The organism is Pseudomonas sp. FG86 (assembly GCF_057808775.1).
The window spans coordinates 36,210-62,650 of the sequence record NZ_JBMDIS010000037.1 but is presented as its reverse complement, the minus strand read 5'-3'; the positions used below and the strand labels follow the sequence as shown (position 1 = coordinate 62,650).

20 protein-coding genes and 2 pseudogenes are annotated in these 26,441 nt (G+C 59.4%); 6 read left to right on the top strand and 16 right to left on the bottom strand.

Features of this window, described 5'->3' with window-relative positions; genetic code table 11:
* Window positions 1–106: 106 nt before the first annotated feature.
* The 5 genes from ACODSV_RS21745 to ACODSV_RS21725 form a co-directional block, all read right to left on the bottom strand.
* Complete coding sequence (locus ACODSV_RS21745; RefSeq protein ID WP_102625332.1) at window positions 107–1,639, bottom strand: FGGY-family carbohydrate kinase; 1,533 nt, start codon at window positions 1,637–1,639, stop codon at window positions 107–109.
* 1 nt (window position 1,640) lies between these two features.
* Window positions 1,641–2,720 (bottom strand): alcohol dehydrogenase catalytic domain-containing protein, encoded by a 1,080-nt coding sequence (locus tag ACODSV_RS21740; protein ID WP_024076369.1) that lies wholly within the window; start codon window positions 2,718–2,720, stop codon window positions 1,641–1,643.
* 27 nt (window positions 2,721–2,747) lie between these two features.
* Complete coding sequence (locus ACODSV_RS21735) at window positions 2,748–3,740, bottom strand: ABC transporter permease (protein ID WP_024076370.1); 993 nt, start codon at window positions 3,738–3,740, stop codon at window positions 2,748–2,750.
* On the bottom strand, window positions 3,706–5,214 hold the full coding sequence (locus ACODSV_RS21730) for a sugar ABC transporter ATP-binding protein (RefSeq protein ID WP_024076371.1): 1,509 nt from the start codon (window positions 5,212–5,214) through the stop codon (window positions 3,706–3,708). Before ACODSV_RS21730 ends, ACODSV_RS21735 begins: the two co-directional genes overlap by 35 nt.
* Window positions 5,215–5,278: 64 nt before the next feature.
* Window positions 5,279–6,202 (bottom strand): substrate-binding domain-containing protein, encoded by a 924-nt coding sequence (locus ACODSV_RS21725; protein ID WP_024076372.1) that lies wholly within the window; start codon window positions 6,200–6,202, stop codon window positions 5,279–5,281.
* 216 nt (window positions 6,203–6,418) lie between these two features.
* Between ACODSV_RS21725 and ACODSV_RS21720 the strand changes: the two genes are divergently transcribed.
* Both ACODSV_RS21720 and ACODSV_RS21715 read left to right on the top strand, forming a co-directional pair.
* The gene (locus ACODSV_RS21720; protein ID WP_150054932.1) at window positions 6,419–7,096 is read left to right on the top strand and encodes a sterol desaturase family protein; all 678 of its coding nucleotides are present in this window, start codon (window positions 6,419–6,421) and stop codon (window positions 7,094–7,096) included.
* Window positions 7,093–8,190, top strand: a complete 1,098-nt coding sequence (locus ACODSV_RS21715) for an SMP-30/gluconolactonase/LRE family protein (protein WP_150054933.1) — start codon at window positions 7,093–7,095, stop codon at window positions 8,188–8,190. The genes ACODSV_RS21720 and ACODSV_RS21715 overlap by 4 nt, the downstream gene beginning before the upstream one ends.
* Window positions 8,191–8,250: 60 nt before the next feature.
* Here the strand turns inward: ACODSV_RS21715 and ACODSV_RS21710 are convergent, their stop codons facing one another.
* From ACODSV_RS21710 to ACODSV_RS21685, 6 genes and pseudogenes are all read right to left on the bottom strand, one after another.
* Window positions 8,251–9,762 (bottom strand): hypothetical protein, encoded by a 1,512-nt coding sequence (locus tag ACODSV_RS21710; RefSeq protein ID WP_150054934.1) that lies wholly within the window; start codon window positions 9,760–9,762, stop codon window positions 8,251–8,253.
* A gap of 188 nt (window positions 9,763–9,950) precedes the next feature.
* Window positions 9,951–10,091 (bottom strand): annotated as a pseudogene (locus tag ACODSV_RS21705) (lipocalin-like domain-containing protein); the annotation flags it as partial.
* Window positions 10,076–10,450, bottom strand: coding sequence for a hypothetical protein (locus ACODSV_RS21700; RefSeq protein WP_024076376.1), 375 nt, complete (start codon window positions 10,448–10,450; stop codon window positions 10,076–10,078). The pseudogene ACODSV_RS21705 and the gene ACODSV_RS21700, both read right to left, overlap by 16 nt.
* A gap of 277 nt (window positions 10,451–10,727) precedes the next feature.
* Window positions 10,728–11,789 carry a lipocalin-like domain-containing protein gene (locus tag ACODSV_RS21695; protein ID WP_454844043.1) on the bottom strand — a complete coding sequence of 354 codons (1,062 nt, stop codon included), beginning with the start codon at window positions 11,787–11,789 and terminating at the stop codon, window positions 10,728–10,730.
* Window positions 11,779–14,241, bottom strand: coding sequence for an FtsX-like permease family protein (locus ACODSV_RS21690; RefSeq protein ID WP_150055096.1), 2,463 nt, complete (start codon window positions 14,239–14,241; stop codon window positions 11,779–11,781). Before ACODSV_RS21690 ends, ACODSV_RS21695 begins: the two co-directional genes overlap by 11 nt.
* Window positions 14,241–14,909: an ABC transporter ATP-binding protein gene (locus tag ACODSV_RS21685; protein WP_150055095.1), complete on the bottom strand. Its 669-nt coding sequence runs from the start codon at window positions 14,907–14,909 to the stop codon at window positions 14,241–14,243. Before ACODSV_RS21685 ends, ACODSV_RS21690 begins: the two co-directional genes overlap by 1 nt.
* A 278-nt stretch (window positions 14,910–15,187) precedes the next feature.
* Here ACODSV_RS21685 and pmrG point away from each other — a divergent pair.
* The 3 genes and pseudogenes from pmrG (at window position 15,188) to ACODSV_RS21670 (ending at window position 19,237) form a co-directional block, all read left to right on the top strand.
* A pseudogene (pmrG, locus tag ACODSV_RS21680) lies at window positions 15,188–15,866 on the top strand (lipopolysaccharide core heptose(II)-phosphate phosphatase PmrG).
* 188 nt (window positions 15,867–16,054) lie between these two features.
* The gene (gene arnT / locus ACODSV_RS21675) at window positions 16,055–17,710 is read left to right on the top strand and encodes a lipid IV(A) 4-amino-4-deoxy-L-arabinosyltransferase (RefSeq protein WP_069076620.1); all 1,656 of its coding nucleotides are present in this window, start codon (window positions 16,055–16,057) and stop codon (window positions 17,708–17,710) included.
* A 9-nt stretch (window positions 17,711–17,719) separates the two neighbouring features.
* Window positions 17,720–19,237: an ArnT family glycosyltransferase gene (locus tag ACODSV_RS21670; RefSeq protein ID WP_150095247.1), complete on the top strand. Its 1,518-nt coding sequence runs from the start codon at window positions 17,720–17,722 to the stop codon at window positions 19,235–19,237.
* Window positions 19,238–19,260: 23 nt separating this feature from the next.
* Here ACODSV_RS21670 and ACODSV_RS21665 read toward each other — a convergent pair whose 3' ends face one another.
* The 4 genes from ACODSV_RS21665 to ACODSV_RS21650 all read right to left on the bottom strand — a co-directional run bounded on the left by ACODSV_RS21665 (window position 19,261) and on the right by ACODSV_RS21650 (window position 23,971).
* Window positions 19,261–19,974 carry an AAA family ATPase gene (locus tag ACODSV_RS21665; RefSeq protein ID WP_150054957.1) on the bottom strand — a complete coding sequence of 238 codons (714 nt, stop codon included), beginning with the start codon at window positions 19,972–19,974 and terminating at the stop codon, window positions 19,261–19,263.
* Entirely contained in the window at window positions 19,974–20,717 is a 744-nt protein-coding gene (locus ACODSV_RS21660) for an ABC transporter permease (RefSeq protein ID WP_150054958.1), read from the bottom strand. The genes ACODSV_RS21665 and ACODSV_RS21660 overlap by 1 nt, the downstream gene beginning before the upstream one ends.
* Window positions 20,695–20,988 carry a hypothetical protein gene (locus ACODSV_RS21655; RefSeq protein ID WP_024076386.1) on the bottom strand — a complete coding sequence of 98 codons (294 nt, stop codon included), beginning with the start codon at window positions 20,986–20,988 and terminating at the stop codon, window positions 20,695–20,697. Before ACODSV_RS21655 ends, ACODSV_RS21660 begins: the two co-directional genes overlap by 23 nt.
* 433 nt (window positions 20,989–21,421) lie before the next feature.
* Window positions 21,422–23,971 carry a putative mucin/carbohydrate-binding domain-containing protein gene (locus ACODSV_RS21650; RefSeq protein ID WP_190300934.1) on the bottom strand — a complete coding sequence of 850 codons (2,550 nt, stop codon included), beginning with the start codon at window positions 23,969–23,971 and terminating at the stop codon, window positions 21,422–21,424.
* 597 nt (window positions 23,972–24,568) lie between these two features.
* Here ACODSV_RS21650 and ACODSV_RS21645 point away from each other — a divergent pair.
* On the top strand, window positions 24,569–25,345 hold the full coding sequence (locus tag ACODSV_RS21645) for a helix-turn-helix transcriptional regulator (RefSeq protein ID WP_150054967.1): 777 nt from the start codon (window positions 24,569–24,571) through the stop codon (window positions 25,343–25,345).
* Between the two features lie 96 nt (window positions 25,346–25,441).
* Here the strand turns inward: ACODSV_RS21645 and ACODSV_RS21640 are convergent, their stop codons facing one another.
* Window positions 25,442–26,374: a pyridoxamine 5'-phosphate oxidase family protein gene (locus tag ACODSV_RS21640; protein ID WP_041161260.1), complete on the bottom strand. Its 933-nt coding sequence runs from the start codon at window positions 26,372–26,374 to the stop codon at window positions 25,442–25,444.
* Between the last annotated feature and the right edge of the window lie 67 nt (window positions 26,375–26,441).

Below are 26,441 nucleotides of genomic sequence, written 5' to 3'. Positions count from 1 at the left end.
CTTCGCAGCCCAACGCGGGGCAAGCCCGCTCGCCACAACAAGCCCCCTCACCACAGTAAGCCCCCTCACCACAGCAAGCCCGCTCGCCACAGGGGTGGTCGGATGTTCAGTGGGCTTGCAGGCCGTGCATGACGGGCTTCAGGGCCGGATACAGCTTCAGGTACTCGGCGAACGCGCGGTCATAGGCCTCGACGTTTTCCACCTTCGGCTCCGCCCGCAATTGCAGTTGCACCCACCCCTTCGCCATCTCCCCATCACTCACCAACCCCACCGTATGCGCCGCCAGCAACGCCGCGCCGAGGGCCGCTTCCACTTCCTGGACGATGGTGTACACCGGGTAGCGCGTGACGTCCGCGATGATCTGCATCCACAAATCCGAATGGCTCGCCCCACCCACCACAATCAAGCGCGGGTCCAGGGAGTGCGCGCCACGGGTGCCGGCCTCGATGTTGTGGCGCAGGGCGAAACTCACTCCTTCCAGGACCGCGCGGTACAGGTGAATGCGGCTGTGGTACAGGTTGAGCCCGACAAAACTGCCACTGGCGCGGTCGTCCCAGACCGGGCTGCGTTCGCCCATCAGGTAGGGCAAAAACAGCAAGCCTTCACTGCCCGCCGGGATCTTCATCGCGCGTTCTTCCAGCAATACCAGGCTGTCCTGGCCGGTGGCCCGGGCCTGTTGCTCCTCGGCCTGGCAGAACTGCTCGCGAAACCAGCTGACCGACGCCCCGGCGGTGATTGCGCCGCCGAAGATGTACAGGTCGCGTTGGCCGTTGTAGACATGGGGAAAACTCACCAGGCCGTGGTGCGCATCCACCTGCTGGTTCAGATAGCCCCAGCACATGCTGGTGCCGATCATCGCCACGTGGTTGCCCGGCTGTGTCACCCCAGCGGCCAGGGTTGCCATGGCCGCATCCACCCCGCCGGCGAGGACCGGCATACCGGCCGCCAAGCCCAATCGCGTGGCCCAGGCGTCCCGCAGTTCGCCGACCACTTCGCCGGAATACACCAACCGTTCGGGCATCATCGCCAGGGGGATACCCAGCGCGGCAAGCATCTCCCGCGACCAGCCCCGCTGTGCCACGTCATACACCCCGCCCATGTTGCCGGCGCTGCTATGGTCCACCGCCAGTTCACCGGTCAGGCACCAGTTGATATAGCTGTTGGGCGGCAGCAAGTAACGGGTGTCAGCCCACACTTCGGGCTGGTGCTGCTTGAGCCAGAGCATCTTGGTGAAGCCGTAGTAGCTGTCTACCGAATTGCCGGTGACCGCGTACAGACGCGCCAAATCAACGTGCTCACGCACCCATGCCACCTGCTCGCCGGCACGCCGGTCCATCCAGATCAGGCAGGGGTGCAGCGGCGTGATCTGCGCATCCACCGCAATCCCCGAACCACCGTACAGGCTGCTGATGCACAGGGCCTTGACCTGTTCTTTCGCAACCCCGGCCTTGGCCATGCACTGCGCAACGCAGGCCTCGACCGCGTCCAACCACACCTGTGGCCACTGCTCGGCCCAGCGCACTTTCGGGGTATCCACGCGATACCCCTGGCTGTGCTGGGCGATGATCGTGCCTTGAGCATCCACCAGCAGCGCCTTGGTACTCTGGGTTCCAATGTCGACGCCCATCACGTAGTTCATGTCAAACCACCGGCTTCAACAGCACCTTGATCGACTTGGTCGAGTTGGCCAATTCGAAGGCTTCGGCAAAATCGTCCAGTGGGAAGTCGTGGGTGACGATGCCTTTGGAGGTGACCAGGCCACGCTCGAACAAGTCGATGGCGATCGGGTAGCAATACGGCCCCAGGTGGGCGCCGCGTACGTCCAGTTCCTTGCGGTCACCGATGATCGACCAATCGACGCTGGTCTCGGCACCAAACACGCTGAACTCGACAAACCGCCCGAGCTTGCGGATCAGGTCCAGGCCCTGGGTCACGCCGGCCGGGACGCCGGTGGTCTCGATGTACACGTCGCAGCCGTAGTTGTCGGTCAGGCTGTTGATGATCTCGCGGGCGTTGTCACGGGACGGGTTGATCACCACATCGGCACCGAATGTTTTCGCCAGTTCCAGGCGCTCGTCGACCATGTCGATCACCACCAGTTTCTTCGGGGTTTTCAACGCGGCGACCTGGACCATGCACAGGCCCAGGGTACCGGCGCCGGCGATCACCACCACGTCATCAAGCTGGAGGTCCCCACGGTTCACGGTGTGGATCGAGCAGGCCATCGGTTCCACCAGCGCGGAATCCTCCAGGGACACCGACTCGGGAATCTTGTGCACGATGGCGGTCTTGGGGATGCGCATGTACTGGGCCATGCCGCCTTCGGCCACTTCTCGCTGGAAGCCGAAGATGTTATGCACTTCGCACATCCAGTACTTGCCCGACTTGCAGAAGCGGCACTTGCCACAGGGCACGATCTGCTCGGCGATCACCTTGTCGCCGACGGAGACCTCGAAGTGCTCCTCGGCACCCTCGCCCACCTCGACCACATAGCCAAAAAATTCATGGCCCGGCACCACCGGCGCCTTGACCCAGGGGTTGTCGCCGCCCCAGAACATGGCCGCGCCGGAGTGGCATTTGCAATCACTGGCGCAGATGCCGCAGGCGGCGATGCGAATCACCAGTTCATTGGGGCGCGCCTGGGGTTTGCCGATGCGTTCCAGGCGATAGTCTTTCGGGCCGTGGCAGACGACGGCTTGCATATGAGTGTGCTTTTCCATGGTATTGGGTCCTGTGTGGATAGAGGTTTATCGATGGCGCTGACGGCTGATAAAGATCGCCAGCAAAATGATCCCGCCCTTGATCACGCTCTGGACGTAAGGCGAGACGCCAAGCATGTTCAGTCCGTTATTCAGTACGCCGAGCAGCATCGCGCCGAGCAACGTGCCGACGATCACCCCGCGCCCACCGGCAATCGACGCACCGCCCAGCACCACGGCGGCGATCGCATCCAGCTCGAACGAGACCCCCGCATTCGGCTGGCCGCTCATCAGGCGCGAGGTAAGCACCAGCCCGGCAATCGCGGCCGTCAGCCCGCTGATGGCGTACACCAGCAACTTGAAGCGCGCCGCGCGCACCCCGGACAAGCGCACGGCTTCTTCATTGCCACCGATGGCGTAGATGTAGCGGCCGATGCGCGTGTGTTGCAGCAGCACATAGGCGGCAAAGTAGGTGATCAGCATGATCAGGATCGGCACTTCGATGCCGAACAGGCTCTGGCGACCGAAGAAGCCGAACCACTCCGGCAGCCCGGAAATCGGGTACCCATCGGTGTACATCAGGCCCAGGCCACGGGCGATGCCCATGGTCGCCAGGGTCACGATGATCGGCGGCATGTGCAGGTAGGCCACGAACAGTCCGTTGCCGATACCGAAGGCCACGCCGACCAGCATGCCGGCGCCAATCGCCAGGCCCGGCGGCAGCCCCGCAACCATCAGGCCGGCGGTCAGGGTGCCGGACAAGGCCATCACCGGCCCCACCGACAAATCGATACCGCCAGTGAGGATCACGCAGGTCATGCCCACCGCGATAATCGCGTTGATCGACACCTGGCGAGCGATATTCGACAGGTTGCTGGCCGTGAGGAAGGTGTCGCTGGCCAGGATCATCACCAGGGTCACCACCACCAGCCCCACGAAGGGATAGAACGCCGGCGAGCGCACCAGCTGCGCCAGGTTCAGGCGCAGTCGGCGGGTGTCGACGCTGTTAATGGACGTATTCACTTGAGCCCCCTGTTGCATGGCGCATGACCTCTTGAGGATTGACGGCGCAGCCTTCGAGCAGCTTGACGATGGCGCCTTTGTGGAACACGGCGACGCGGTCGCACATGCCAATGATTTCGGGCAGTTCGGAGGAAATCATGATGATCGCGTAGCCCTGCTCGGTCAGGCTGCGCATCAGCGCGTAGATCTGGGCCTTGGCGCCGACATCGATGCCACGGGTGGGCTCATCGAATACCAGCACGTCGCAGTGGTGGTTGATCCAACGCGCGATCACCACCTTTTGCTGGTTGCCGCCGCTGAGGTTGAACACCCGGCTTTCGCCGCTGGGCGCCTTGATCGACAGCTGGCGCATCAGGTCTTCGACACTGGCGCACTCCTTGGCCTTGTCGATCAGGCCCGAGGCGCCCTGGTACTTGGGCAGGTTGTTCAAGGAGATATTTTCGCGAATGCTGAAATCGGTGATCAGCCCTTCGCTCTTGCGGCTCTCAGGGAGCAGGCCGATACCGTGGGCCAGCGCCTGGGCCGGGTCGTCGAGGGTGATTTTCTCGCCTCGCAGCCACACGTCTTTGCTCACCGATGGCAGCGCGCCCATCATGCCCAGGGCCAGTTCGGTGCGGCCCGAGCCCACCAGGCCGGCAAAGCCGAGGATCTCGCCCTTGTGCAGGTTGAAGCGATTACGCGGGCCGTTGCGCACCAGCTGGATGTCCTTGACCTCCAGCAACACCGGGCCACGCTCGCTGCTCGGCTTGGAAGGGAAACTGCATTCCAGGCGGCGGCCCACCATCATTTCCACCAGGCGGTCGATATCGCTGTCGGCCACTTCGGTGACGCCCACATTGGCGCCGTCACGCAGCACGCTGATGCGGTCGCACACCTGAAAGATTTCCTCCAGGTGGTGAGAGATAAATATCACCGCGACGCCCTGGCGCTTGAGCTCGCGCATGATGTCGAACAGCAGCTCGGCTTCGCTGGGGGTCAACGTCGCGGTCGGTTCATCCAGCACCAGCAGGCGCGCATCCAGGGCCAGGGCCTTGGCGATTTCGACAAACTGCTGCTCGGCCACGCTCAGGTGCTTGACCGCGCACTTCAGGTCAATCGTCACACCGAGGCGCTTGAACAACGCTTCGCACGCCTCGACCATTTCGCGCTTGCGCAGCAGCCCGAAACGGTTGCTCAGCTCATGGCCGAGGAAGATATTTTCCACCGCCGTGAGGTAGGGGATCAGGCTGAATTCCTGGAACACGATGCCGATGCCCGCGGCAATCGCATCGCGGTAGGTCGCGAAGTGCCGGGGTTGGCCATCGATCAGGATGTGCCCTTCGTCCTGATGTTCGACGCCGCCGAGGATTTTCATCAGGGTCGATTTGCCGGCGCCATTTTCCCCCAGCAACGCGTGAATCTCGCCACGCTCCACCTGCAGGTCGATGGACTTGAGGGCCTGCACACCGGGGTAACGCTTACAGATATTTTCCAGCTTCAGAAGACTGCTCATACCGCCGACCTCGTATTCAGAAGGATGGCCTCAAGCCCCACGACGCACGTGGGGCCTGGGTGATTTACCAGCTGAAGTCCTTGGCCTTGGCCTGGTCGATCAGGGTGATGTCCACTGGAATGGTGGCGGGTACCTGAGCGCCCCACTTCTTCGCCAGGGCGATGCCCAGGGCCAGGCGGATCTGATCGCGGGGGTATTGGGCGGAGGTGGCGATGAACTTGCTGCCGGGTTTCTGGATCGCCTTGATCGCTTCCGGCGCACCGTCGACGCTGACCAGTTTCACGTCCAGGCCACTGGCTTCGATGGCCGAGAGTGCGCCGAGGGAGCCGTTGTCATTCACGCTGAAAATGCCTTTGAGCGTCGGTTGCGCCTGGAGCATGTTCTCGGTGACGGTCAGCGCCTGGTCACGTTCCTGCTTGCCGTTCTGGATGCTGACAATCTTGATGTCCGGATGCTTGGCCACGGCCTCTTTGCAGCCGCGCACACGCTCGAGGATCGGCACCACGGCGATGCCGTCGAGGATCGCGATATTGCCTTTGTCGCCGATGTTCTTAGCCAGGTATTCACAGGCCTGAAAGCCGGCGTCGAAGTTCTTCGAACCGACGAAGGAATCCAGTGGGCCTTCGGCCTGTGCGTCGACCGCCACGACCACCACGCCGGCAGCGTGGGCGGACTTGACCGCCGATTGCACGCCGACCGAATCCGTAGGGTTGATCAGCAGGATATCGATGCCCTTTTGCAGCATGTCTTCCACGTCACTGACCTGCTTGGACACGTCGTGGCGGGCGTCGGTGATGATCAGTTTCGCGCCGATGGTGGCACCCGCCTCTTCCAGGGCGTTTTTCATGGTGACGAAATAGGGGTTGTTGATTTCCTGGAAGGACGCGCCGATGCGCAGCGGTTTGGCGGCGTCGGCAAAGGCCGGGGAAACGGTACCGAGGGTGATGCTTACAGCCAATAAACACAGGGTTTTCGGAAGCATTTTCATGGCGTGGGTCTCTGTTTTGTTTTTATTGTTAGAGCAAATGTTATCGTTAACATTTTGCGAGAAGCTAGCAAGGAAATCCGGCAGGCGCAAGGGGCCACTGGTCGGGCGCGGTCGAAATATGGGAGGCGGCTTGTTGGAGGTACGCCGCAAAAGCTCGCACAATCTTGAGCACCAACTAAGCTCAGCCTCCAACAAAAAAAATCCGAGCACCCCGCCATGGCCCACCCTACCGAGACCTTTCGCGCCCGCTACCGCGCCAATGTCGCGCCCCATTACAACCCCTGGCTGCATGCCGGTTTCGTGTTCGGCTACGGCATCGCCGGCATCCTCCTGGCCTGGTCATCCACGCATCGAATCACCCCGCTGCAATGGCTGACCGTGCCCGCGACCCTGGTGTTCTTCAACCTGTGTATCTACCTGGTGCACCGTCACCTCGGCCATCACAAACATGCCTTGTCACGCCTGTTCTACGCGCGCCACACCGGCGATCACCACAGTTTCTTCACCCCCGGCCACATGACCTACGACAGCCCCCGCGACTGGCGGGTGATCCTGTTCCCCGCCTGGCTGATCGTGCTGCACAGCCTGGCGATCACCCTGCCCGCCTGGTGGCTGCTCAAGCAGTTGAGCCCCAATGTCGCCGGATTGTTTGCTGGCTGCATGATCCTCGGTTATTTGCTTTACGAAGTGTTTCACGCCTGTGAGCACTTGCCCGTCGCACATCCATTGGCACGCCTGCCGTGGATTCGCCAGATGCACCGGTTGCATGCCCTGCACCACCGTCGCGAGCTGATGCAGGGGCGCAACTTCAATATTGTCTTGCCGCTGATGGATTACCTGTTCGGCACCCTGCATTGGGAACCGAACCCCCACGACAACCAGGAATCGTCATGAGTACCCGTCCCAAAAAACTGCGTCATCTGTTGTTTGTGCTGCTCCTGGCAGTGATCGCCTTTTTGCTGTTGATGCCCACCCCAGTACAACCGGTGAACTGGGCGCCACCCAGGGCGCCCTCGCTGAAAGACGGCCCCTACGCCGACAACCAGCGCCTCAAGGGCATACAAAAAATCGGCGCCCAGGACATCGACGGGCCCGAGGCCCTGCTGGTGGATGCCCAGGGCTATCTGATCAGCGGGTTGCATGACGGGCGCATCATCCGCACCTCGCCCGACAGCCGCAGCCTGGAAGTGCTGGCCAATACCGGCGGGCGCCCACTAGGCATGGCGCTGCACCCGGATGGGCGCTTGATCATCGCCGATGGGGTCAAGGGCCTGCTGGCATTGGACGGCAATCGCCAGCTCAGCACCCTGAGCACTGCGGCCAATGGCGTGCCGTTCGGGTTTACCAATGACGTGAGCGTGGACGCCGGTGGGCGCTACGCGTATTTCAGTGATGCGTCGAGCCGTTGGGGCTACGGGCAGGACGGTGAAGCCGTGATCGAGCATGGCGGCGACGGGCGGTTGCTGCGTTACGACTTCAGCAACGCCCGCACCGAGGTGTTGCTCGACCAGCTGCAATTCGCCAACGGCGTGGCCTTGGGGCCGGATGAACACTATGTACTGGTGAATGAGACCGGCGCCTACCGCATCAGCCGCTACTGGCTCAAGGGCGACCGCGCCGGCAGCCATGACCTGTTTATCGACAACCTGCCCGGCCTGCCGGACAACCTCAGTTTCAATGGCCAGGACCGCTTCTGGGTCGCGCTGTATTCGCCGCGCAATCCATTGCTGGACAGCTTTGCCGGCTACCCGCTGCTGCGCAAGGTGATGGTGCGCGCGCTGATGGTGGTGCCCAAGCCCATCGAGCGCAAAGCCTTTGTGCTGGGGCTGGATACCAAGGGCAAGGTCATCGCTAATTTGCAGGATGGCAGCGCGGGCAACTACTCACCGATCACCACCGCGCGGGAGTATGGCGACTGGCTGTACCTGGGCTCGTTGAAGAGTACGAGCATGGCGCGCTTGCCATTGAAACTGGCGTTGGCGCCATAACGCAAACAGGGCATACAGGCGCCTGGCCTGTATGCCCTGGGGACTACGGGTCAATCATGTTCAGCTCTTGGTGCTGCTCAGCAAGGTCTGTTTGCACAGGTGGCCGAAGCTGACGAACTCGGTGTTGTCACCACCGACGCCGATACCTGGGTATTCCAGCACTTCCATGCGCCACACGCCGTAGTTGAAGTCGGTACGCCAGGTGTTCTTGTAGCCCTGGGCGTAATCGACAAAGGTGGTCTGGAAATCACCGAAGCAGGTGCCCACGTTGATCGTGCCCGACGCTAGCCCCGAACTGCCGGTCGCCGCCGAATACGCCTTGTAGACGATGTCGCCGTTGGCCGGGTCGATCCGCTGATCGAGATAGACAATCGGGTGCAGGCCCACCAGTGGTGCACCGGTGCTGTCCGACAGGCCCATGGTCCAGGTCAGGTCCCGATAGGCTTGGGTGGTCATGTAGCCGTAGCCCACGTCGGAAGCCGAGTACGGGATGCGCAACACGTTCGCCTCGCCCTTCACATCCGGGTTGTTCACCCGTGGATTGGAGCCAAACGACAGGTTGTATTTACCCGTCGCGCTCCACGGCTCATTCGGGTGCTGGTTCGGCCGCACACGCACCTTGACCACGCCGCCGACGCCCGGGCTCGGGATTGATGTCGACAGGACATTGGCCCCCACGGTGACCCACTGGGCACCATCGAAACGCTCAAGGATCCACTTGTTACGCGTGCTGCCACTGGCTGCATCGGCCGTCAGCGCAATACCGACACTCTGGCCACGGACTGCGGTGAAATCGAAGTAATCGACGTCATCCAGGCTGTCGGCATTGCCGCTGATGTAGTTGAGGGTGTCCGGCAGTTGGAAGGCCGTGTCCGGGGTGTCATTGGGTTCAAAGGCGTCGAGGTTGGTATCGACCGCAACACCGAACTGAAAGCTCGACCCTTGGACCGCCGCGTTGGCTTCCATGAACCAGTAGTAATCGCCGGCCGGCACCACGCCGCCGAGGCTTTCATCGCCAGTACCAGGGTTGTTCGAGGTGCCCAAAGGCAGCGGATTGCCCTGGCCGTCATCCTGGAACAGCGACAACGACATGTCGGTGCCCGCGGTCTGGTTGACCAGCAGGACGTTGATTCGCGCTTTCTGCGGCAGGTTGAAGTGGTAGCACAGCAGGTCGCCGGTTTGCACGCCATTGATCGTGTAGAGCGCGTTGACATCCAGCGTCTGCTCACAGCCCTGGACCAGCGCGGCCTGCACGGCGGGCGCCGACTGGGCCGTGGCTTTTTGTACCTGGGTCACCCGGGCCGGCGCGGTGTTGTCTTCCACCACCGAGTCGGCTTGCGCCTTGGCGGCAAACAGCGGTTTCTTCAACTGGGCACCCGTCTGCAGTTGCTGCTTGAGGGCAGTCGGCGCCTTGTTGGCCTTGATCTTCGCAGCGTTTTTCAACCCTTGCTTGACCGCGGGAGGCGCCGCTTGCGCAGCCAGGTGAGGGTATTGTTCAGCGAGGGCAAAGGCCGAGACAAAGCAGGTGGCAGCCATGGCCGCGCCCAGCATAAAGGCTTTTTTCGATTTCATTTTTTATCCATCCATAGTTAAAAACTGAAGGTCAGGTGACATCCGGTCACCTGGGATGGAATGTAGGATAAGACTGGATGGATGTACAGTATTTTTTCAGAGAAATGTGGTTTTAAGGAGAAATTCGAGTAGGAAAAAACGGACCCCCTCTGGAGCCAAGTGCCCCAATAGCCCCAGCTGACAGCCCAAATCTTCAGCGACCAGCGTGTAGGAATGTGACGTCCGTCGATCACCGCTGTGTCCAGCGGTGCCAGTTGGATGTCGGCGTTGTACAGGGTCTGGGGGCAGCCTTCGCGGTCGATCCAGGTGCCGGTCAGGTGATATCGGCCCATCTACGCCAAACGGTCCAAACGACTGTTGCAATAACCCAAATGAAACCTACGTAATAAGGCCACAACACCCAACGCTTCAGTCCTAAGGGAACCGACGCCAGCTCGGCCTCGGTCACAACACCTGCTTTCACATAGCGTGCTGAGTCAGACAGGAAATCAAACATCAACAGCATGCGGTATTGCCTGTCGATCCACCGGTTTCGTCTCCAGAATCGCTTATTGGCGCGGACCCTTTCGTTATGACTGAAATAACCTTCCACCTCGTCGAGTTTTGTATATTCGGCAAACAACGCCAGCCCCAAAACGACAAACGCCCCACCAAAATGCACAATGGTGAAGGCAAGAAAAAACGACACGATTAAGCCCCCTCTGGCCGCAGGTGCCGGTTGAGCACATCAAAATGATCGGAGCGCTGCTGGCTAGGGGCGCTGCCCATGAGGCGGGATTTCAAACTGCTGTAGTCCGTTGTGCGGTCGTTGATATAGCTCTGCGCCATGCCCTACATCCGAGATGCAAAGAAGATGGCGTCGAAATATAAGCAAGCACCTACGCCCCGGACACAAGCGCGGGTGGGCTGAAATGCATTTGAGAAGTTGCCTACTTCACGAAGAAACAGTACCTACAGAAACAACCCTAATATCCGGTCATCTCCAGGTAACCCACCCCGCCGTCAAACTGCACCGGCCCTTCCCAGTACGGAATACTCAGGTTCATCCAGGCGTTCGGGTTGACGGCCTGGGTGGTGATATCCAGCTGTTTACTGGGAATCTTCAGCGACCAGCGTGTGGGAATGTGGCGTCCGTCGATCACCGTGGTGTCCAGCGGTGCCAGTTGGATGTCGGCGTTGTGCAGGGTCTGGGTGTGGCCTTCGCGGTCGATCCAGGTGCCGGTCAGGTAGGCCGCGCCGTCGGTTTGCCGCACGCGAAACAGCATCAACTGCTCGCCACGGTCCAGGTGCAGGGAGAACCAGTCCCAACCGGTCTGGCTGGCGGTCAACGGTTGGCTGCTCCATTCGCGGTCGAGCCAGGCCGGGCCGCTGACCTGATACGTCTTGCCGTCGATGCTGACGCTGCCTTCGGCAGTAAAGAACGGCTGGCTGTAGTAGTACGACGCCTGGCCCTGGTCGGATTTGCGGCTGTAGCCGTTGTCGCCTTGCAACACCAATGGCCGGCTGGAGGTCAGGTGCAGGTCGTAGGCAAATTGCGCTCCGCGGGCCTTGAGTCGCATCGCCGCCAATGCGCTCGCGGCGCCGGGCTCGCTGGCGAAATTCCAGTCGTCGATCCAGGCGTTGAACGGCACTGCCTGTGCCCCGGCCTGGCCGACGCCGCCGCGGGCGAAGCGTTCGGCGGCGTAATGGCGAGTGGCGGAGGTGACCGCCGCGTGGCCGAGCCATACGTTTGAATCGTGCCAGCCGGCTTGCGTCGGCCCGGCCTTGAGGGCGTTGCGAAACAGCGTCCATTGCACGCCGAACACATTGCCCTGGGCGTCCTTGAGGTTGGCGGTGACGTACCACCACTCGATACGAAAGCCATCGTGGGGGCCGTGATCCTCGGGAAAGCTGAAGACCTTGCCGGGCAGCACCTGGGCAAAGTCGGCCGCGTCACTGCCAAGGCCGGCAAAGCTTTCCTGTGGCGCGGGGACTTTGTCACAGGCCGCCAGCAGCAATAACGCGCACATCAACGACCTAATCTTCATGGGCAAACGTCCTCAACAAGTCCGCCGGACGGCTGCGATACAACTGCCACAGCGGCCATGCCGACGCCAACAGCGTGGCCAGCAGCGCCAGCCCGAGCAATTGTGCGAGCTGCCAGGGGAACACTTGCAACGGCAGGCGCCAGCCAAACGCCTGCACGTTGATCACCGCATCCAGGCACCACGCCAGCAACAGGCCCAGCGGCAACGCCAGCAGCAGCGTGAGCACCGCCAGCAGCCAGGTTTGCCCCAGGTTCAGCAGCATCAATTGCCGCCGCGTCACCCCCAGCGCCCACAGCGGAGCGAGTTGGCCGAGGCGGCTTTGGCTCTGGGTCAGCAGGCTGATGAACAGCGCCACGCCGGCCACGCCCAAGGTCAGGCTGTTGAGCGCGGCGGTGGCGGCGAAGGTGCGTTCGAACACCTGGCTCGACCACCCCTTGAGTTGCTGTTGATCGACGATACGGCTGTCTTCCAAGGCAAAGGCGCGCTGCACTTCGCCCACCAGCGGCGCCACGTTTTCCGGCAACACCCGCAGGTTGAAACGCGCCGGCGTCAGTCTCGGCCAGTGGGCCAGCAGGTGCCGGGCGTTGACCAGCACGTGGCCCTTGGGGTTGCCGTAATCGGCGTACACCCCCACCACGGTGGGCGACCACACACCGTGCGGCGTGGGAATACTGACCGTGTCACCCAGCCTCACGCCGAGCCGCCGCGCCAGTTGTTCGCTGAGCATCAGGGTCTCGCCTTGCTGCAACTGGTCCCACGGCGCGCTCACCGCTTCCAGCAACGGCCAGTGCTGGCGATAGGCAGGGTCGTCGACCACGCCAAACAGATCCGCCGGCCAGCCCTGTAATTGCACCGCAACCTGCCAGGTAGGCAGCACGGTTTGCACCAGCGGTTGCTGCGCCAGCCAGGTGCTGAGTTGCTCGGCCTGGGCCGGGTTTTGCGGGTTGAGGTACAGCTCGGCGGTGAGGCGTTGCTCCAGCCAGTTATTGAAGGTGTGGCGAAAGCCCGAGGTCATGGAGCCCGCGCCGATATTCGCGGCCAGGGCCAACAGCAGCGCCATCAATGCCAGGCTCAAGGCCGGCAATTGTTGGCGGCAGTCAGCCAGAAACCACTGGCCGAGTACCGAACGGCTGCGCCCCAGCAGCGCCTCCAGCAAGCCGTTGAGCAACACCGGCAAACCCAGGGCGGCGCCGAGCAGCAAGGCCGCCATCAACACAAAACCGGCAGCCAGGCTGTCGCCCAGCCATAACGCCAGCAGCGCGATCAGCAAGGCCGTCGCCGCCACCCAGCCCTGGCGCCGCAACCAGCGCCCATGGGCCTCGTGCCAGGCCTGGGCGTTGGCCAGCGCCAGCAATGGCAGGCGGGCCGCGCGCCATAGGCTGTTGGCGCCGGCGAGCAAGGCGCCGAGCAAGCTCAAGCCCAACCCTGCCACCCACCACCCTGGGCTCAAGCTCAATTGGCCCGGCACCTCGGCGCCATACAAGCCACGCAGGCTGGCAGCCACATCCGGCAGCAGCAGGCTGGCCAATAGGTAACCGCTGGCGACGCCGAGCACGCCCCCCACTATCGACAAGGCACCCAGCTCCACCCCCAGGCCGAGGATCAACATCCGCGCACTCACGCCGCAGGCGCGCAATGTACGCAACAGCCCGCGTCGCTGCTCCAGGGCCAGGCCGATGGCCGCGTGCACAATAAACAGCCCCACCACAAAGGACAGGAAGCCCAGCGCATCAAGGTTCAGGTGAAAGCTTTCGGTGAGCCGCGACAGGTTGTTGTCTTCGCCCTGCTTGAGTTGCAGCTCGGCCGGCGGCGTGGGCTGGCTGGCGGCGTAAGCCTTGTCCACCAGCAAGCGCGACAGGCGCGCGGGCATGTCCAGCAATGGTTGGGCGAAGCCGATATCGGTCAACAGCATGCCGGGCGCCATGTCCGGCTGTACCTGCAACGGCGGCAAGGTGCGCCCGCTCGTCGTCAGCGGCTGCTCACCGGCGTGCAGCCCCAGCGCCTGCAAGGTCTGCGGAGCGATCCAGGTGCGCCCGGGCGGCTCGAAGAAGACGAGCATCTGTGCCTGGCTCAAGCGCTGCCCCGCCACCACGCCACTGCCGGGCAACGACAGCGGGTCGATGCCCATCAATTGCAGGCGCTGGTCTTCATGCCCCTTGAGCACCACCCGCCCCTGCACCACCGGCGACACCGGCCACCCGGCGCGGCGCAATTGGGCAAACAGCGCCTGGGGGAAACTGGCGCCGTCCGGCGTACTCAGGCTGGCCTGGGGTTCGCCGCCGATCAATTGGCTGGCCCTGGCGTAGCTGTCACGCGCCTGGCTGTTCAGGGCCTGTACGCCGGTCAGCAGGGCGGTCGCCAGCCATAGTCCGGTCAGCACGCTGAAAAACTGTACGGGATGGCGCCGCCAATGGCTGAGCAACGCGCGCAAGGTCCACTGGAATACCGCCATCAACTCGCATCCGGGGCTTGCACATGCCCGCGCTGCAGCACCACCTGGCGATCAAGCCGTGCGGCAATCCGCGCGCTGTGGGTGACCATCAACAGGCTGGTGGGGGTGTCGCGCAACAGGTCCAGCAGCAATTGCAGCACGTCATCACTGGTGGCTTCATCCAGATTGCCGGTAGGCTCATCGGCCAGCAGCAGGCCCGGTCGCGACGCCAACGCCCGCCCCACCGCCACCCGTTGCTGCTGGCCACCCGACAGTTGTTCGGGATAGCGCTTGAGCAAGTCGCCAAGGCCCAGGCGCTCCACCAACTGCGCCTGCCACTGCGGATCGAAGCGTCCTGCCAGCCGCGCCTGGAAGGCCAGGTTGTCGTCCACGCGCAAACTGCCGATGAGGTTGAACTGCTGGAATACCAGGCCGATTTCCGTGCGGCGCCAGTGGGCCAGTTGCGTTTCGCTCATTTGGTCGAGACGCTGCTGCCCCATGCGGATGCTGCCGCTGTCGACACGATCGAGACCGGCCACCAGGTGCAAAAGCGTACTTTTCCCGCTACCCGACTCGCCCATCAACGCCAGGCTGCTACGCTCAGCCAGGTGCAGATCAACGCCGGCCAGGACGGCCAGCGGGCCCTGCGCGGTGACGTAGCTTTTATGGACACCTTGCACCTGCAACATGGGAATGCTCGCTCGCCAATGGACTGCAATCGAGGATAACGGCTGACCGCCCTCGCCACGCAAATTTTTCACATGCATTTCACCGGTTACCTACCGATCAGCGCATAAAGTGCCGACCAACTGCCAATAACGACCAACTTTTTAGTTGCCGGCACTGGCAACTTTTAACACACCGTTTTTCAGCAAAAAGACAGCAACTGTATGACAGGCTCCTGCACCACTACGGGCGCACTCAGAGAGTTGCACCTGTTTGATAAAAAACGCTGCCTAACGTGTCGATGGTGAACAACGTGGTTAACCTGACCCTGACCAAATCGCGCTCATACCAAGCCCGGGCCAAACGCTTGAAGAAGCTCTGGTTGGGCATGGCAGTGGCTGCCTTCTTCGGGACCTTACTGGTCGGCTACCTGGCCTGGCCGCTGTCACCGACGGACCTGGGCGTAGGCAATCGCCTGCTCACCTCAGGCTTGCTCGCCAGCTGGCGCGACGGCAATGTGGTTGTGCTTGTGCGCCATGAAGAGCGCTGCGACCGCTCGTCAAACCCCTGCTTCGGCCCCGCTGATGGCCTGACCATCCACGGCACCCAGCAGGCCAAGGAACAAGGCCTTCAAAACCCTGGGCATGGAGAGCGCTGACATCCTCAGCAGCCCCACCACCCGCACCGCCCAGACCTCGCAGTTCATGTTCGGCAAGACCCTGCTCTCCCCAGGCCCGCTGGCGATCTGCGGCGACGCCATGGGCGAAGAAATCCTCAGCCACAAACAACCCGGGCGCAACCTGGTGCTGATCACCCACAGTGCCTGCATCAATGACTTCGAACAAGCACTCGGGTACCCCCATGCGGTGACCGCCGAGTACGGTAGCGCGCTGTTCGTGGAGGTGCTGGGCAACGGTCACTTCAAGACCCTGGGCATCATGAACAGCGTGGACTGGCCAGCGGCAATCAAGCAACTCTAGACAATTTTTTACATATACAAGGCGCAGGTGTTCAGCCAAACGACAGCCAACTTCTGGCATGTTTAGTCGCGCCTGTTAGTTAAGGACGTCATGACTATTTTCAGCGACTTAGTGAACATTGTGAGTCTTTGCACTACAACTTTCCTACATCCATTTCCCTCCCTTAGACGTCAAGGAGCGACGTTCGCATGACCCGAATAAAACCTCTGCCCTTACTGCTGCTGGCGATTGCCGCGTTTTATCTCCTGCCTCTTGGCCTGCACGGTTTATGGGTACCCGACGAAACCCGCTACGCCCAGATCAGCCAGGAAATGCTCACCAGCGGCAACTGGGTGGCCCCGCATTTCATGGGCCTGCGCTACTTTGAAAAACCCGCCGCCGGCTATTGGCTGATCGCGCTCGGCCAAGCGGTATTTGGGCAGAACCTGTTCGGCGTGCGGATCGCCTCGGCGCTGACCAGCGGGCTGAGCGTGCTGCTGGCCTACCTGATCGCCCGCCGCCTGTGGAACGACCCACGCAAAAGCTTCGCCTGCGCCCTGCTCTACCTGAGCTTTGGCCTCGTAGCCGGGCAAGCCAGCTACTCCAACCTCGATCCGCAGTTCACGTTCTGGGTCAACCTCAGCCTGGTAGCGCTGTGGTTTGCCCTCGACAGCCGCACCGTGCGGGCCCGGCTGGGAGCCTGGGCGGTGCTGGGCGTGGCCTGTGCCATGGGCTTCATGACCAAGGGCTTCCTGGCGTGGCTGCTGCCGGTGCTGATTGCCGTGCCGTACATGCTCTGGCAGCGCCGCCTGGGTGAATTGCTGCGTTATGGCCCACTGGCGATTGGCGTCGCGCTGCTGATCTGCCTGCCCTGGGTATGGGCCATCCACGTGCAGGAACCGGACTACTGGCGCTTCTTCTTCTGGCATGAACACATCCGCCGCTTTGCCTCCGACAATGCCCAGCATGCGCGGCCGTGGTGGTTCTTCCTGCCGATCATGGTGGTGGCCTGCCTGCCGTGGTCGGCGTTGTTACCCAATACCCTGCTCAAGGCCTGGAAAGAAAAACGTCAACCGGCGATGGTCTTCCTCGCCTTGTGGATGCTGTTGCCGCTGGGCTTTTTCAGCCTGAGCAACGGCAAGTTGCCGACCTACATCATGCCGTGCCTGCTGCCGCTGGCCTTGTTGATGGGGCATGCCCTGATCGACCTGATTCAACAACGCAAAGCACGCGCCCTCTGCCTCAACGGCGTGCTCAACTTCGTGATCGGCATGGTCGCGATGGTGGCACTGATTTATCTGCAACTCACCAGGCCGCTGTACGGCAATAGCCACGCTGAGATGTTCAGCCTGTCGCTGACCTTTATCGTGCTGCTGGGCTGGATTCTCTCCAACCTGCTGCAAGCCGTGCGCCCGCTGACGCTATGGGCAATGCCGGCCCTGGGTATCGGCTTGCTGGTGGTACTGCTGCCGGTGGGCATGCCCGAGTTCGTGGCGGATAACGAAATGCCCGACCAGTTCGTGTTGGAACACCTGGACGACTTGCAGCAAACCCAGGCGTTGCTGAGCAATGAACTGGAATCGGCCTCGGCCCTGGCCTGGCGCCTGAACCGCACACAGGTGACGCTCTATAACACCGAAGGCGAGCTGCGCTATGGCCTGCAATATCCCGACTCGGTGCACCGCAAGGTCGGGCTGGACGATGTCCAGGCCTGGTTGGCCGATGCCCGTAAACAGGGTTCGGTGGGGGTCCTGATGCGTGTCCGGAGCACCAGCGAACACATTGAAGAGGGGCAACTGCCGCCCGGTGGCAAACGCTATCGCAAGGGCGACCTGGTACTCACCCTCTATCCGCAATCCCCCTAGGAACCCACCATGACTTTCTGGAAAACCGAGCGCGGCGCCCTGTTGCTATTGCTGGGCGTGTCGGCCTTGCTCCTGCTGCTGGGCCTGGGCAGTCGCGATCTGTGGGGACCGGAAACCCGTTGGGCCAATATCGCATTGCAAATGCTGCAAAGCGGCGACTACTTCGACCCCTACCTCAAGGGAGCGCCGTACTACGACAAGCCCCTGCCCTCCTACTGGCTGATCACCGCGTTTGCCAACCTGATGGGTGGCCTGGGCCCGTGGTCGCTGCGCCTGTCCTCGGTGATCGCGGCATGGCTGAGCATCTGGCTGGTCTACCTGATCGGCGAGCGCCTGTTCCGCAAGGGCACCGGGCTGATTGCCGGCTGGATGCTCGCCACCACCTTCTACTTCCTGTTCTGGGCACGCGTGGCCACGGCGGATGTGCTCACCGTGTGTGGCGTACTGGCAGCGGTGTGGTGGTACTGGCGCGGGCCGGACGACACACGCCTGGGGCGCTACACGGTATTTTTCCTGTTGCTGGCGGCGACGTCGCTGTTCAAAGGCTTGATCGGTTTTGTACTGCCGGGCCTGGTACTGCTGCCGCACTTGCTCAGCGAACAGCGCTACAAACGCCACCTCAACCTGCGCCTGGTGCTGGCGCTGCTGATCGCTGCGGCGTTCTACGCCATCCCGTTCGTGCTGTCCCACCTCTACGGTGCGCCGACTTACGGTGAAAGCGGCCTGGCGTTGGTGTTCCGCGAAAACGTGGTGCGCTTCTTCGACCCGTTCGACCATATGGGGCCGATCTACACCTACCTGATCTACCTGCCCGCCTACACCCTGCCTTGGGCCCCATGCTGGCTGCTCGGCCTGTGGCTGGCCGTGCGGCACTGGCGCCAGACTCCCCCCAATGTGCGTTGGCTGGTCAGGGGCCTGGGCCTGTTGTTTGTGTTCTTCACCGCCAGCGGTAGCCGACGCAGCTACTACGTACTGCCCCTGGTGCCGTTCGCGCAGTTACTGGCGGCCTGGTGGGTGAGTGAGCGGCTGGCGAAAAAACCGGCGAGCTGGCCGCGTTGGCAAAAAGGGTTTGCCGCTGCGGCCCTGTTGATGCTGCTGGTATTGGGCGTGGCGTATCCCTGGACCAATGGCAACGGCGGCGTGACCCGTTTCGTCAAGGACGTTCAGGCCCAGGCCATCAAGAGCGCCCCCTGGAACCAATGGCAAATGGTATTGGTGGAGGTCGACAACAAACTGCCGATGTACCTGCAAAACCACGGCAAACCGTTCTACTACGTCGCCGAGACCCAGGACTTCCCGCGCCAGGGCACCAGCGCCGAGTTCATGGCCTGGCTGGAAAAAACCAGCGGCCAGGGCTTCGACGCGCAGCATACGATCATCATCGCGCAGTTCTCCAAGGAAGATCCCACACCGCTGGCTTACCTGGGCGCGGATCACCAGGTGATCACCACCCAGCCGGACAATGGCGAGCGCTTGTTTCACACGCGTTCGGGGGGCAGCGTAGCGTTTATCCCAATGGCGAAATAACCGAGCCTGGCGCGCGCCTGCCTTTAACCTTTTGGCAGGCTCGCGGCATGAATAAACGCCTCATCCAGGCTTGCAGCGTCATAGGCGTTCATGAAGCCCTCAGCATCAGTGAAGCGGTTGAAACGCCGCTGACTCAGCATGTAGAAGTCATCGCAGTGGGCAACGATCTCATCGACGTTATGCGATGAAACCAAAATCGCGACACCTTCCGCGGCGGCTCCCTTCAAGCATTTCCAGATGTGATAACGAAACTCAGGATCGACACCTGCCGTGGGCTCATCCAGTATCACCAGATCAGCGTTAACGGAGAGCAGGGACAATGTAAAAAACCATCGCTTTTCTCCGTAACTGCAAAGAGACGATTTCTTTTCCCATATTTCACAATAGCGCTCAGCTATCCCCGGGCTCCATTTCTCAATTTTTTCCAGCGCGTGCTTTTGTGTGACCTTTGTGTCAGAACAAAAAAGCATCATCATTTTAAAAACATCAAACATTCGCAGCACCGGCGGCGTCGCAATAATTTGTGATAGATAAAGTAACGTTGAGAACGAATTAGATATCTCACCAGAATTGGCTTTTTTCAGACAACACACCGCGTCAAAAAAAGTCGTTTTTCCAGAACCATTAGGTCCCAACAAGCCTGAAATTGAACCGGGACCGACCGTCAACGAGGCGTCTTCAAGCACCACATGCTGCGCATATCCGATACCCAGTGATTTTACGATAAGCCGTCTCATCAATAGCGACTCCACACTGGGTTAATAAGTAAAAAACGGATCAACATCAAAAACGAGATTACAAAAAGGCAAACAACCACCCTAACGAGAAATGCGCATTCAGCGACCCCCAGTGACATTATCTGGTTTGCCCACCACATCGGATTAAAATAGCGGATCACTTCAAACACGCGATGAGAGGCGTTCGCGCTGACAACTCCCAGCACCAGCATCAGGAATGAAAATATAGAAAAAACCGTATTTGTATTTTGAAACCCCATTGGAATCAACGTCAGCAGAAGCGAAGGTACGGAAAACAAGAGAAAGCAGATGTAAAACCGCCCAAGCACAACAAAAAACTCTGTAACGTCCATTACGCCAAAATAGTTTCTCGTGAACACATAAAAAGCAGAACAATAGATAACCGACATTACAGAATAGGCAAAAAACTGCCCCAAAAGAAAGATTGTTTTTGTGCGCCGCGTATAGACGAAGGATCGTAGAAACCCACTCTCCCTTCTCCCCACTATATAAAATGCCAAGCCAAACAGGGCAACACTCGACGATACGAACGCATAAAACCACGAGGTATTATCCAGATAACGCTGAGACAGCGTACCCTCCCCCACCCTGGCATAGGCGATCAAATAGAACGTAACCGCTGGGGATATAACGATCCAAAATAAAGCGACGGGCTCTTTTAACTGTTCTTTAATAAATAGACCCGCCAACAATAATGGCTTAAGCAAGGGGTAATATCTCATCACTCACCTCATGGAAACGGCACCACTCTTTCCACGCGCGCAGTGGCTGCGAATGTACCTTTGAAACGCCCCTGTCAGCTACGAGCAAACTTTCCGTTGCGAAATTCATGATTTCATAGTTAGGTAGGGTTATATTCATCGCGGAATACCCTATAGCGGTTTTCCAGCATCCGCCTTGGCTTCCTGATGCTCCAGCGCTCCCCACATACAGATTGAACCCACATTCATTATCAAAATAGAAAAACATCACCTCAAACTCTTCATCGCTCATCTCAATTCTCCTGAGACCACACAATCATTATCTTCAATGACTGATTAACGAGTGACGATAGCAATCTAGATCCAGCTAAAAAAAAGCGCAACCTTCCCAATTTCGCCTTGTAGGAAAATGAACCGGACACTTTAGGAGTTTTCTTTCACGACAATCAGAACACCAACAAGCCCATACGAAATAAAGCTGTGCTACCCATACTCGATATAAATATTTAACCCTCATAAAATTAATCACTTACCAAAATCTCAATCGGCACCTATAAAAATGTTCAAACCAAGAAAATGTGTAGAACACCGAACAGTTCCAACGAACCTCACAAGAAAATCCGACATACGGTCTTACTTAAAGTATCCGGCAAGAATAGGTCGGCCGCTCTTTGCCGCTGCACACAGGACGGTACAAACCGGGGACAAGGAATCACCCAGCCCGATTAAATTTGCAACTTGCCGCCTCCAAGTGATCGAACAACATGTATCTGCTTGACTGGATATTGCGCTTGAGTATCAGTATTTACGATGACCGAACGAACGGGCTCCAAGTGCAAAACGCTAACCGTAGAACCCTCGACAAAAGGAAGCGTCACGTAACTGGGCTCGGCCTGAACATCACCTCTTAGTTCTTGAGAGTAAAGCACCTCACTTGTTGCCGTCCTGACCCACATGGCAATGTAAATAGAAGGGAAATAGCCATGAGGTTTAGCGGCAAGCACTTCGATAGCCACCTGCTGAGTGACCGTATCAATTTTTATATCTGCCACCGTTCCCTGTCCAACCCCAGATTGGCGCCAGGTAAAATAACTTCCCGCCACGCCTGCGTCTCCGGTATCACCATAGAAGACAATCAAGTCCCTGATGCTTTCAAGAAGCTGATCCCGCTCGGGGCTTTCAAATGTATTGATCGCCGCCAACACATCCATGATGGGCGAAGAGCCCGCATGCAACAATAAATGCGGGGTTTTTCTGATTTCATCAGCCGCCAGTGCAATTCTCGTTTTCAAATTATTTGCCGGCCTATTATCCAGTTTCAAATTCCTTAAACCCTGCACCGTGACCGTCAACGTATTATCGACAGAGGCCTTATCGATAAAGGGTTGTAAGTTCGGAGTCTCTGAGAGACGAGAAGGCTCTTTATGATGAATCGTAACGGTACAGCCAGGCCCTATCAAAAACTCGTGTACGAACACCACTGCACCTTTGCCGGGAATGGATAAATCAAACAGCACAAAGCCATTAACGTCCTCGACGGAAATACCTGCATAGACAGACGTTCCATAGTAGGAATGGGGCTCAGCCCTTAAAACATTGAACGTTGCCCTATGAAATTCCATATCGACATTCAGTACAGCAAATAAACCATACAACCCGAAAAACTCGATCTTTTGCGACGCCAACGAGGTGCCTTGAGCATAAGCATAATCTAATGACACGTTATTATTCATGTTCGCACTCACTTCTAGATAATTGTGATTGATCGTTCGAACGCCACTGGGCACCGCTGGATGCTGCAAATTATATACACCTATCGGCAGCCCCTTCAGTTCAAGCACAGGCGAAGTGACTTTAACAATATGCGATTGATTACTACCCGTGCGCAGGATGAAAGATTTATTTTTGTTTTCGAGATAGGCTTGATTCGTCATCTCCAGTGTCAAGTCACCTTTAAGATCAGTCACGTTGAGCGATAGACAGTCGACCAGTGAAAACGGCGTCTTCAAATTCAACTGCTGCTGGAGGTAGGCCAGTTGTTCAGGAGGCACGACCCGGTAAAGCGGACAGCACGGGCGAAAGTTCCCATAGACATTTTTCAGAGCGCGGTCAGCGGAGACTTCCACCTCCAACAATGCCATCAAGGGTCCGATATCAATATTGAGCCTATCAGCCCAGCGTGCACTGAACAGATCCATCAAGGGATGTTCCCAAAGATCAAATCCGTTGGTCGTGGCAAGTGCTCGGTAGTACTGGTTAAACTCGGTGAAAGCCGACTCGCCGGCTTTATCAATGATGATCATGAATAAAAAAAGCACTTCATGTAAATGCCATCTCCCCGGCGGCACACTACTGTCCATTCGGCTGCGCATCGCATCGAATGTCGCCTGAGCATTGCCGGCATACATCCAGCCGCGCTCATATACACTTTGCCCCATCATTTTATGTTGATAATAAGTCGCATAAATATTATTCCAGACCTCGCCGGTCGGTACGACACTGTTATACATCGCGTATGTCTGGTAGCCGTGGGCTATCTCATGCAGTGAGCACCAGTTATCTGCGCGCGTGTCCAACCAGCAACCCGCGATCGAATCGCCAACCTGAGCTGTCCACCCATTCCCATAGTAGGCAGAGCCTCCACCCGTTTTATCTGCCTTGATGAAATACCGATTGTGAATATTCTTATCGGTCGGGACCGGTGTATCGAATGAGATACCCGCCAAGGAATTAAAGTACTCAAACACGCCCGTATAATATTTCTCCAGGCTGTCAAGCCCCTGCGCCTGATGCAGTGCTTTGACGACGGCTTTATCGACCGCCGGAACGAGCAAGCTGGCATAAGTTGTCTGGATGAGCGCAAACGCAGAATCAGTCTCATCCCACTGCTGAAAAAACAAATCCGCATTGCCATTCGAAACATAGATGGGCAGGACTTCGTCGCCGCTTGTCGAATATTCGATCTCGACATCTATCGGCTCATAGGGTGTAAGCACGAACGGAACGGAGGGATGGGTGACAGTCAAGCCTGCCCACTCACCGGTGATCCGAATATAGGTTTCCGTCACGCCGCTATCATTTAGCAGATCCAGCTGCAGTACACGGTCAATGGCACTGGACCGGCGAATGGATATACGTGCACCGGCGGGAAGTATCACTCCAAGGGGTTGTCGATCATGGTAAATGCCCTTGGAAAAACCGGTTCCCCAAAACCAGCCTGGATGTTCCAAGGTATAAGGTTTAAAAAACTTTGTAATTGCCTTTGAATCGTCCATATCGCTTTCCAGGGTGATTGAACTCATTACCTGGAAAAATCATGAAGCCCCCCACCTGTTTTCACGACTGTGATAATTCACAGTTTTTTATATCTATATCTTTGCCCGCCTAGACATAATCTTTCTATACCCGGGGTTGTCGTGCCTGCATCAACCAGGCGCCTGCTCAAAAACCAACACCCTGCCTTTTCCCCTGTTAGAAAACACCCTGCCTTCGCCCTGGGCGGCAGAGGTGTTGCCGTTGATACGCGCGATTAGAGGCGATATCGCCTGTCACGTCCGGGAGCGAGCTTGCTCGTGCCCCCTGAGACCGAGGGTTGAAACGATGAAATCGATGTAGGACATCAGCTATATCTGTCCGCTGCCGAGTGACGAACACGCCGCTAAAAAACGACAATTATGTTTAATATCAAATAGTTATTCGTAATGTTGAGCCGCCGCGGTTTCTTCTACAGCGCAAAGGGCCGTGAAATACGTCGGATTAATGACGCTATTTTTATGGCAGATTGTGTCCCTTGTTTCCGCCGCACACCTGGGCCCCGGCGCCCACGCCAGGGCGCCCGTTGAGGTTTTCGACATCAAGGATGAAAGATGGCTATGAGTCTGCCGCGCAGTATCAACACCATGGAGAACCCGGTTTTTTACGCCGAATTGGGCGAGTTGATTGCAACCAGCGGCCACGCCGCATTCGCCGCCCATCTGTGGCAGCTGGTGGACCAGTGGGTACCGATCCACGGTGCCGAGCTCAATGAATGGACCCTCGACGAACAGCACGGCCGCGTGCTCGACATCCAGCGATTGGGCCGCGCCGGGCAGAGAAGTGAGCTTTCGCCCGCCCACACCCCGCCCCCACTGAACGAGCATCCGCTGCTGCGGGACATGCTCGACATGCAGGACCCATTGCTGATCCAGATAAGGGCCCGCGCCGACCGCTCGCACCAGTGCAGCCTGGTGTCACGCCAGGGTGATCGACGCTATGTGATTTCGTTGTACCGTCCACCGGCCCAGCGCGGTTTTTCCCTGGCCGAGCTGTCGTTTCTCAAGTGCCTGTCAGACACCCTGTTACCGCTGATGGAGCGGCACGCACAATTGCTGCGCCAGGCTGCGCCTCCCGAACGCGAACCGGCGCACACCCTGCTGGAACACTCGCAGTTGCAGCGCGAGTTCGACAAGCGCCTTTCCCTCAGCGATATCACCCTATCGGCCCGCGAGCAGCAGGTGTGTCTCGGTCTGTTGACCGGCGGCACCGTGCCGCAAATGGCAGAACAGCTCAGCGTGAAAAACAGCTCGGTCGAAACCTACCTCAAGCGCGCCGCCGCCAAGCTGGGCGTCAGTGGCCGGCATGGGTTGGCGAAATGGATGATCGGCGCCTGATGCGCAGGCCGATGCTTACCACAAGCGGCATAGCCTGAAGCCTTGCGCGCTGGCCTCGGGTGGCGGTCGCAGCCGCTCCCGCCCCCTCTCCCCCATCTACCGACGGCCCATCGCCAGACTGAACGGTGAAAACTCCGCAAACCGCCACCTCAACGCCAACGCCGCCGGGCGGCGAATGACATGCTCCACGGTCACCGTCCACAACCGCTGTGCACCGTCGAACTCGTCGACTTCCGGGCCGCCGAGTATCAGCGAAGTCCGGCCGGCCAGTTGCATCACATCGCCTGATGCAAAATCGATGAACAACAGGCCCGCCACAGGGTTGGCCGCAAGGTTGCCCAAGGTATTGAAGAACAGATTGCCGGCAAAGTCGGGGATGGTCAGCACATTGCCTTCGACCCGCACGAACCCGGTGTTGCCGCCACGATGGGAAACGTCCACCGAGCGTTCGCCGTCCGCATCCACGTAGCTGGCAACGAAGAAGGTGTCGGCGTTGCGGATCATCACGCGGGCGGCATCATCCAGGTGGTTGGCGTGCTCGGCCATGCAACCGGGTTTACGCGCGATTGAATCGACGGGCCGCAGCTGGATGTACTTGGGGCAGTTGCCGAAGGTGTGCACCACGTTGACGGAGAAACCGTCGTGATCCAGGGCACCGATTCGCCCGTTCATGCGATTGCGTCGACGGGTATTGAGGTCGATGCCCAACAAGCCCACAGCAGCATCGCTGTGCAAAGCGGCCCTGGCGGGGTCGCTTGCACTGGGCAGGCTATCGATCTGCAAGGTGTGGGGGTCGGGTGAATGGGCAAACCCCGGAGCGCCTTCGAGCATCGTCGCCCAGGGAATGCCGTGCTCATCCACCACACCGAGTATCAGGTACGGCAGCAAGGGATAGAAATCCCGATGCTGCTCCGGCAAATGATCGCGAATCACCTTCGGCCCGATCACGGCCATGCGTTCGGCAGCGCCGGCACTTGCCTGTATCTGCCGTTCACCGGCATGCCAGGGGGACTGTTCGTTCGGGTTCATGGCAATCACCTCAAGTTTGGACAGCCCCATGCTGCACCCCGGCGAGCACCGAGAGAATGCCCACCGC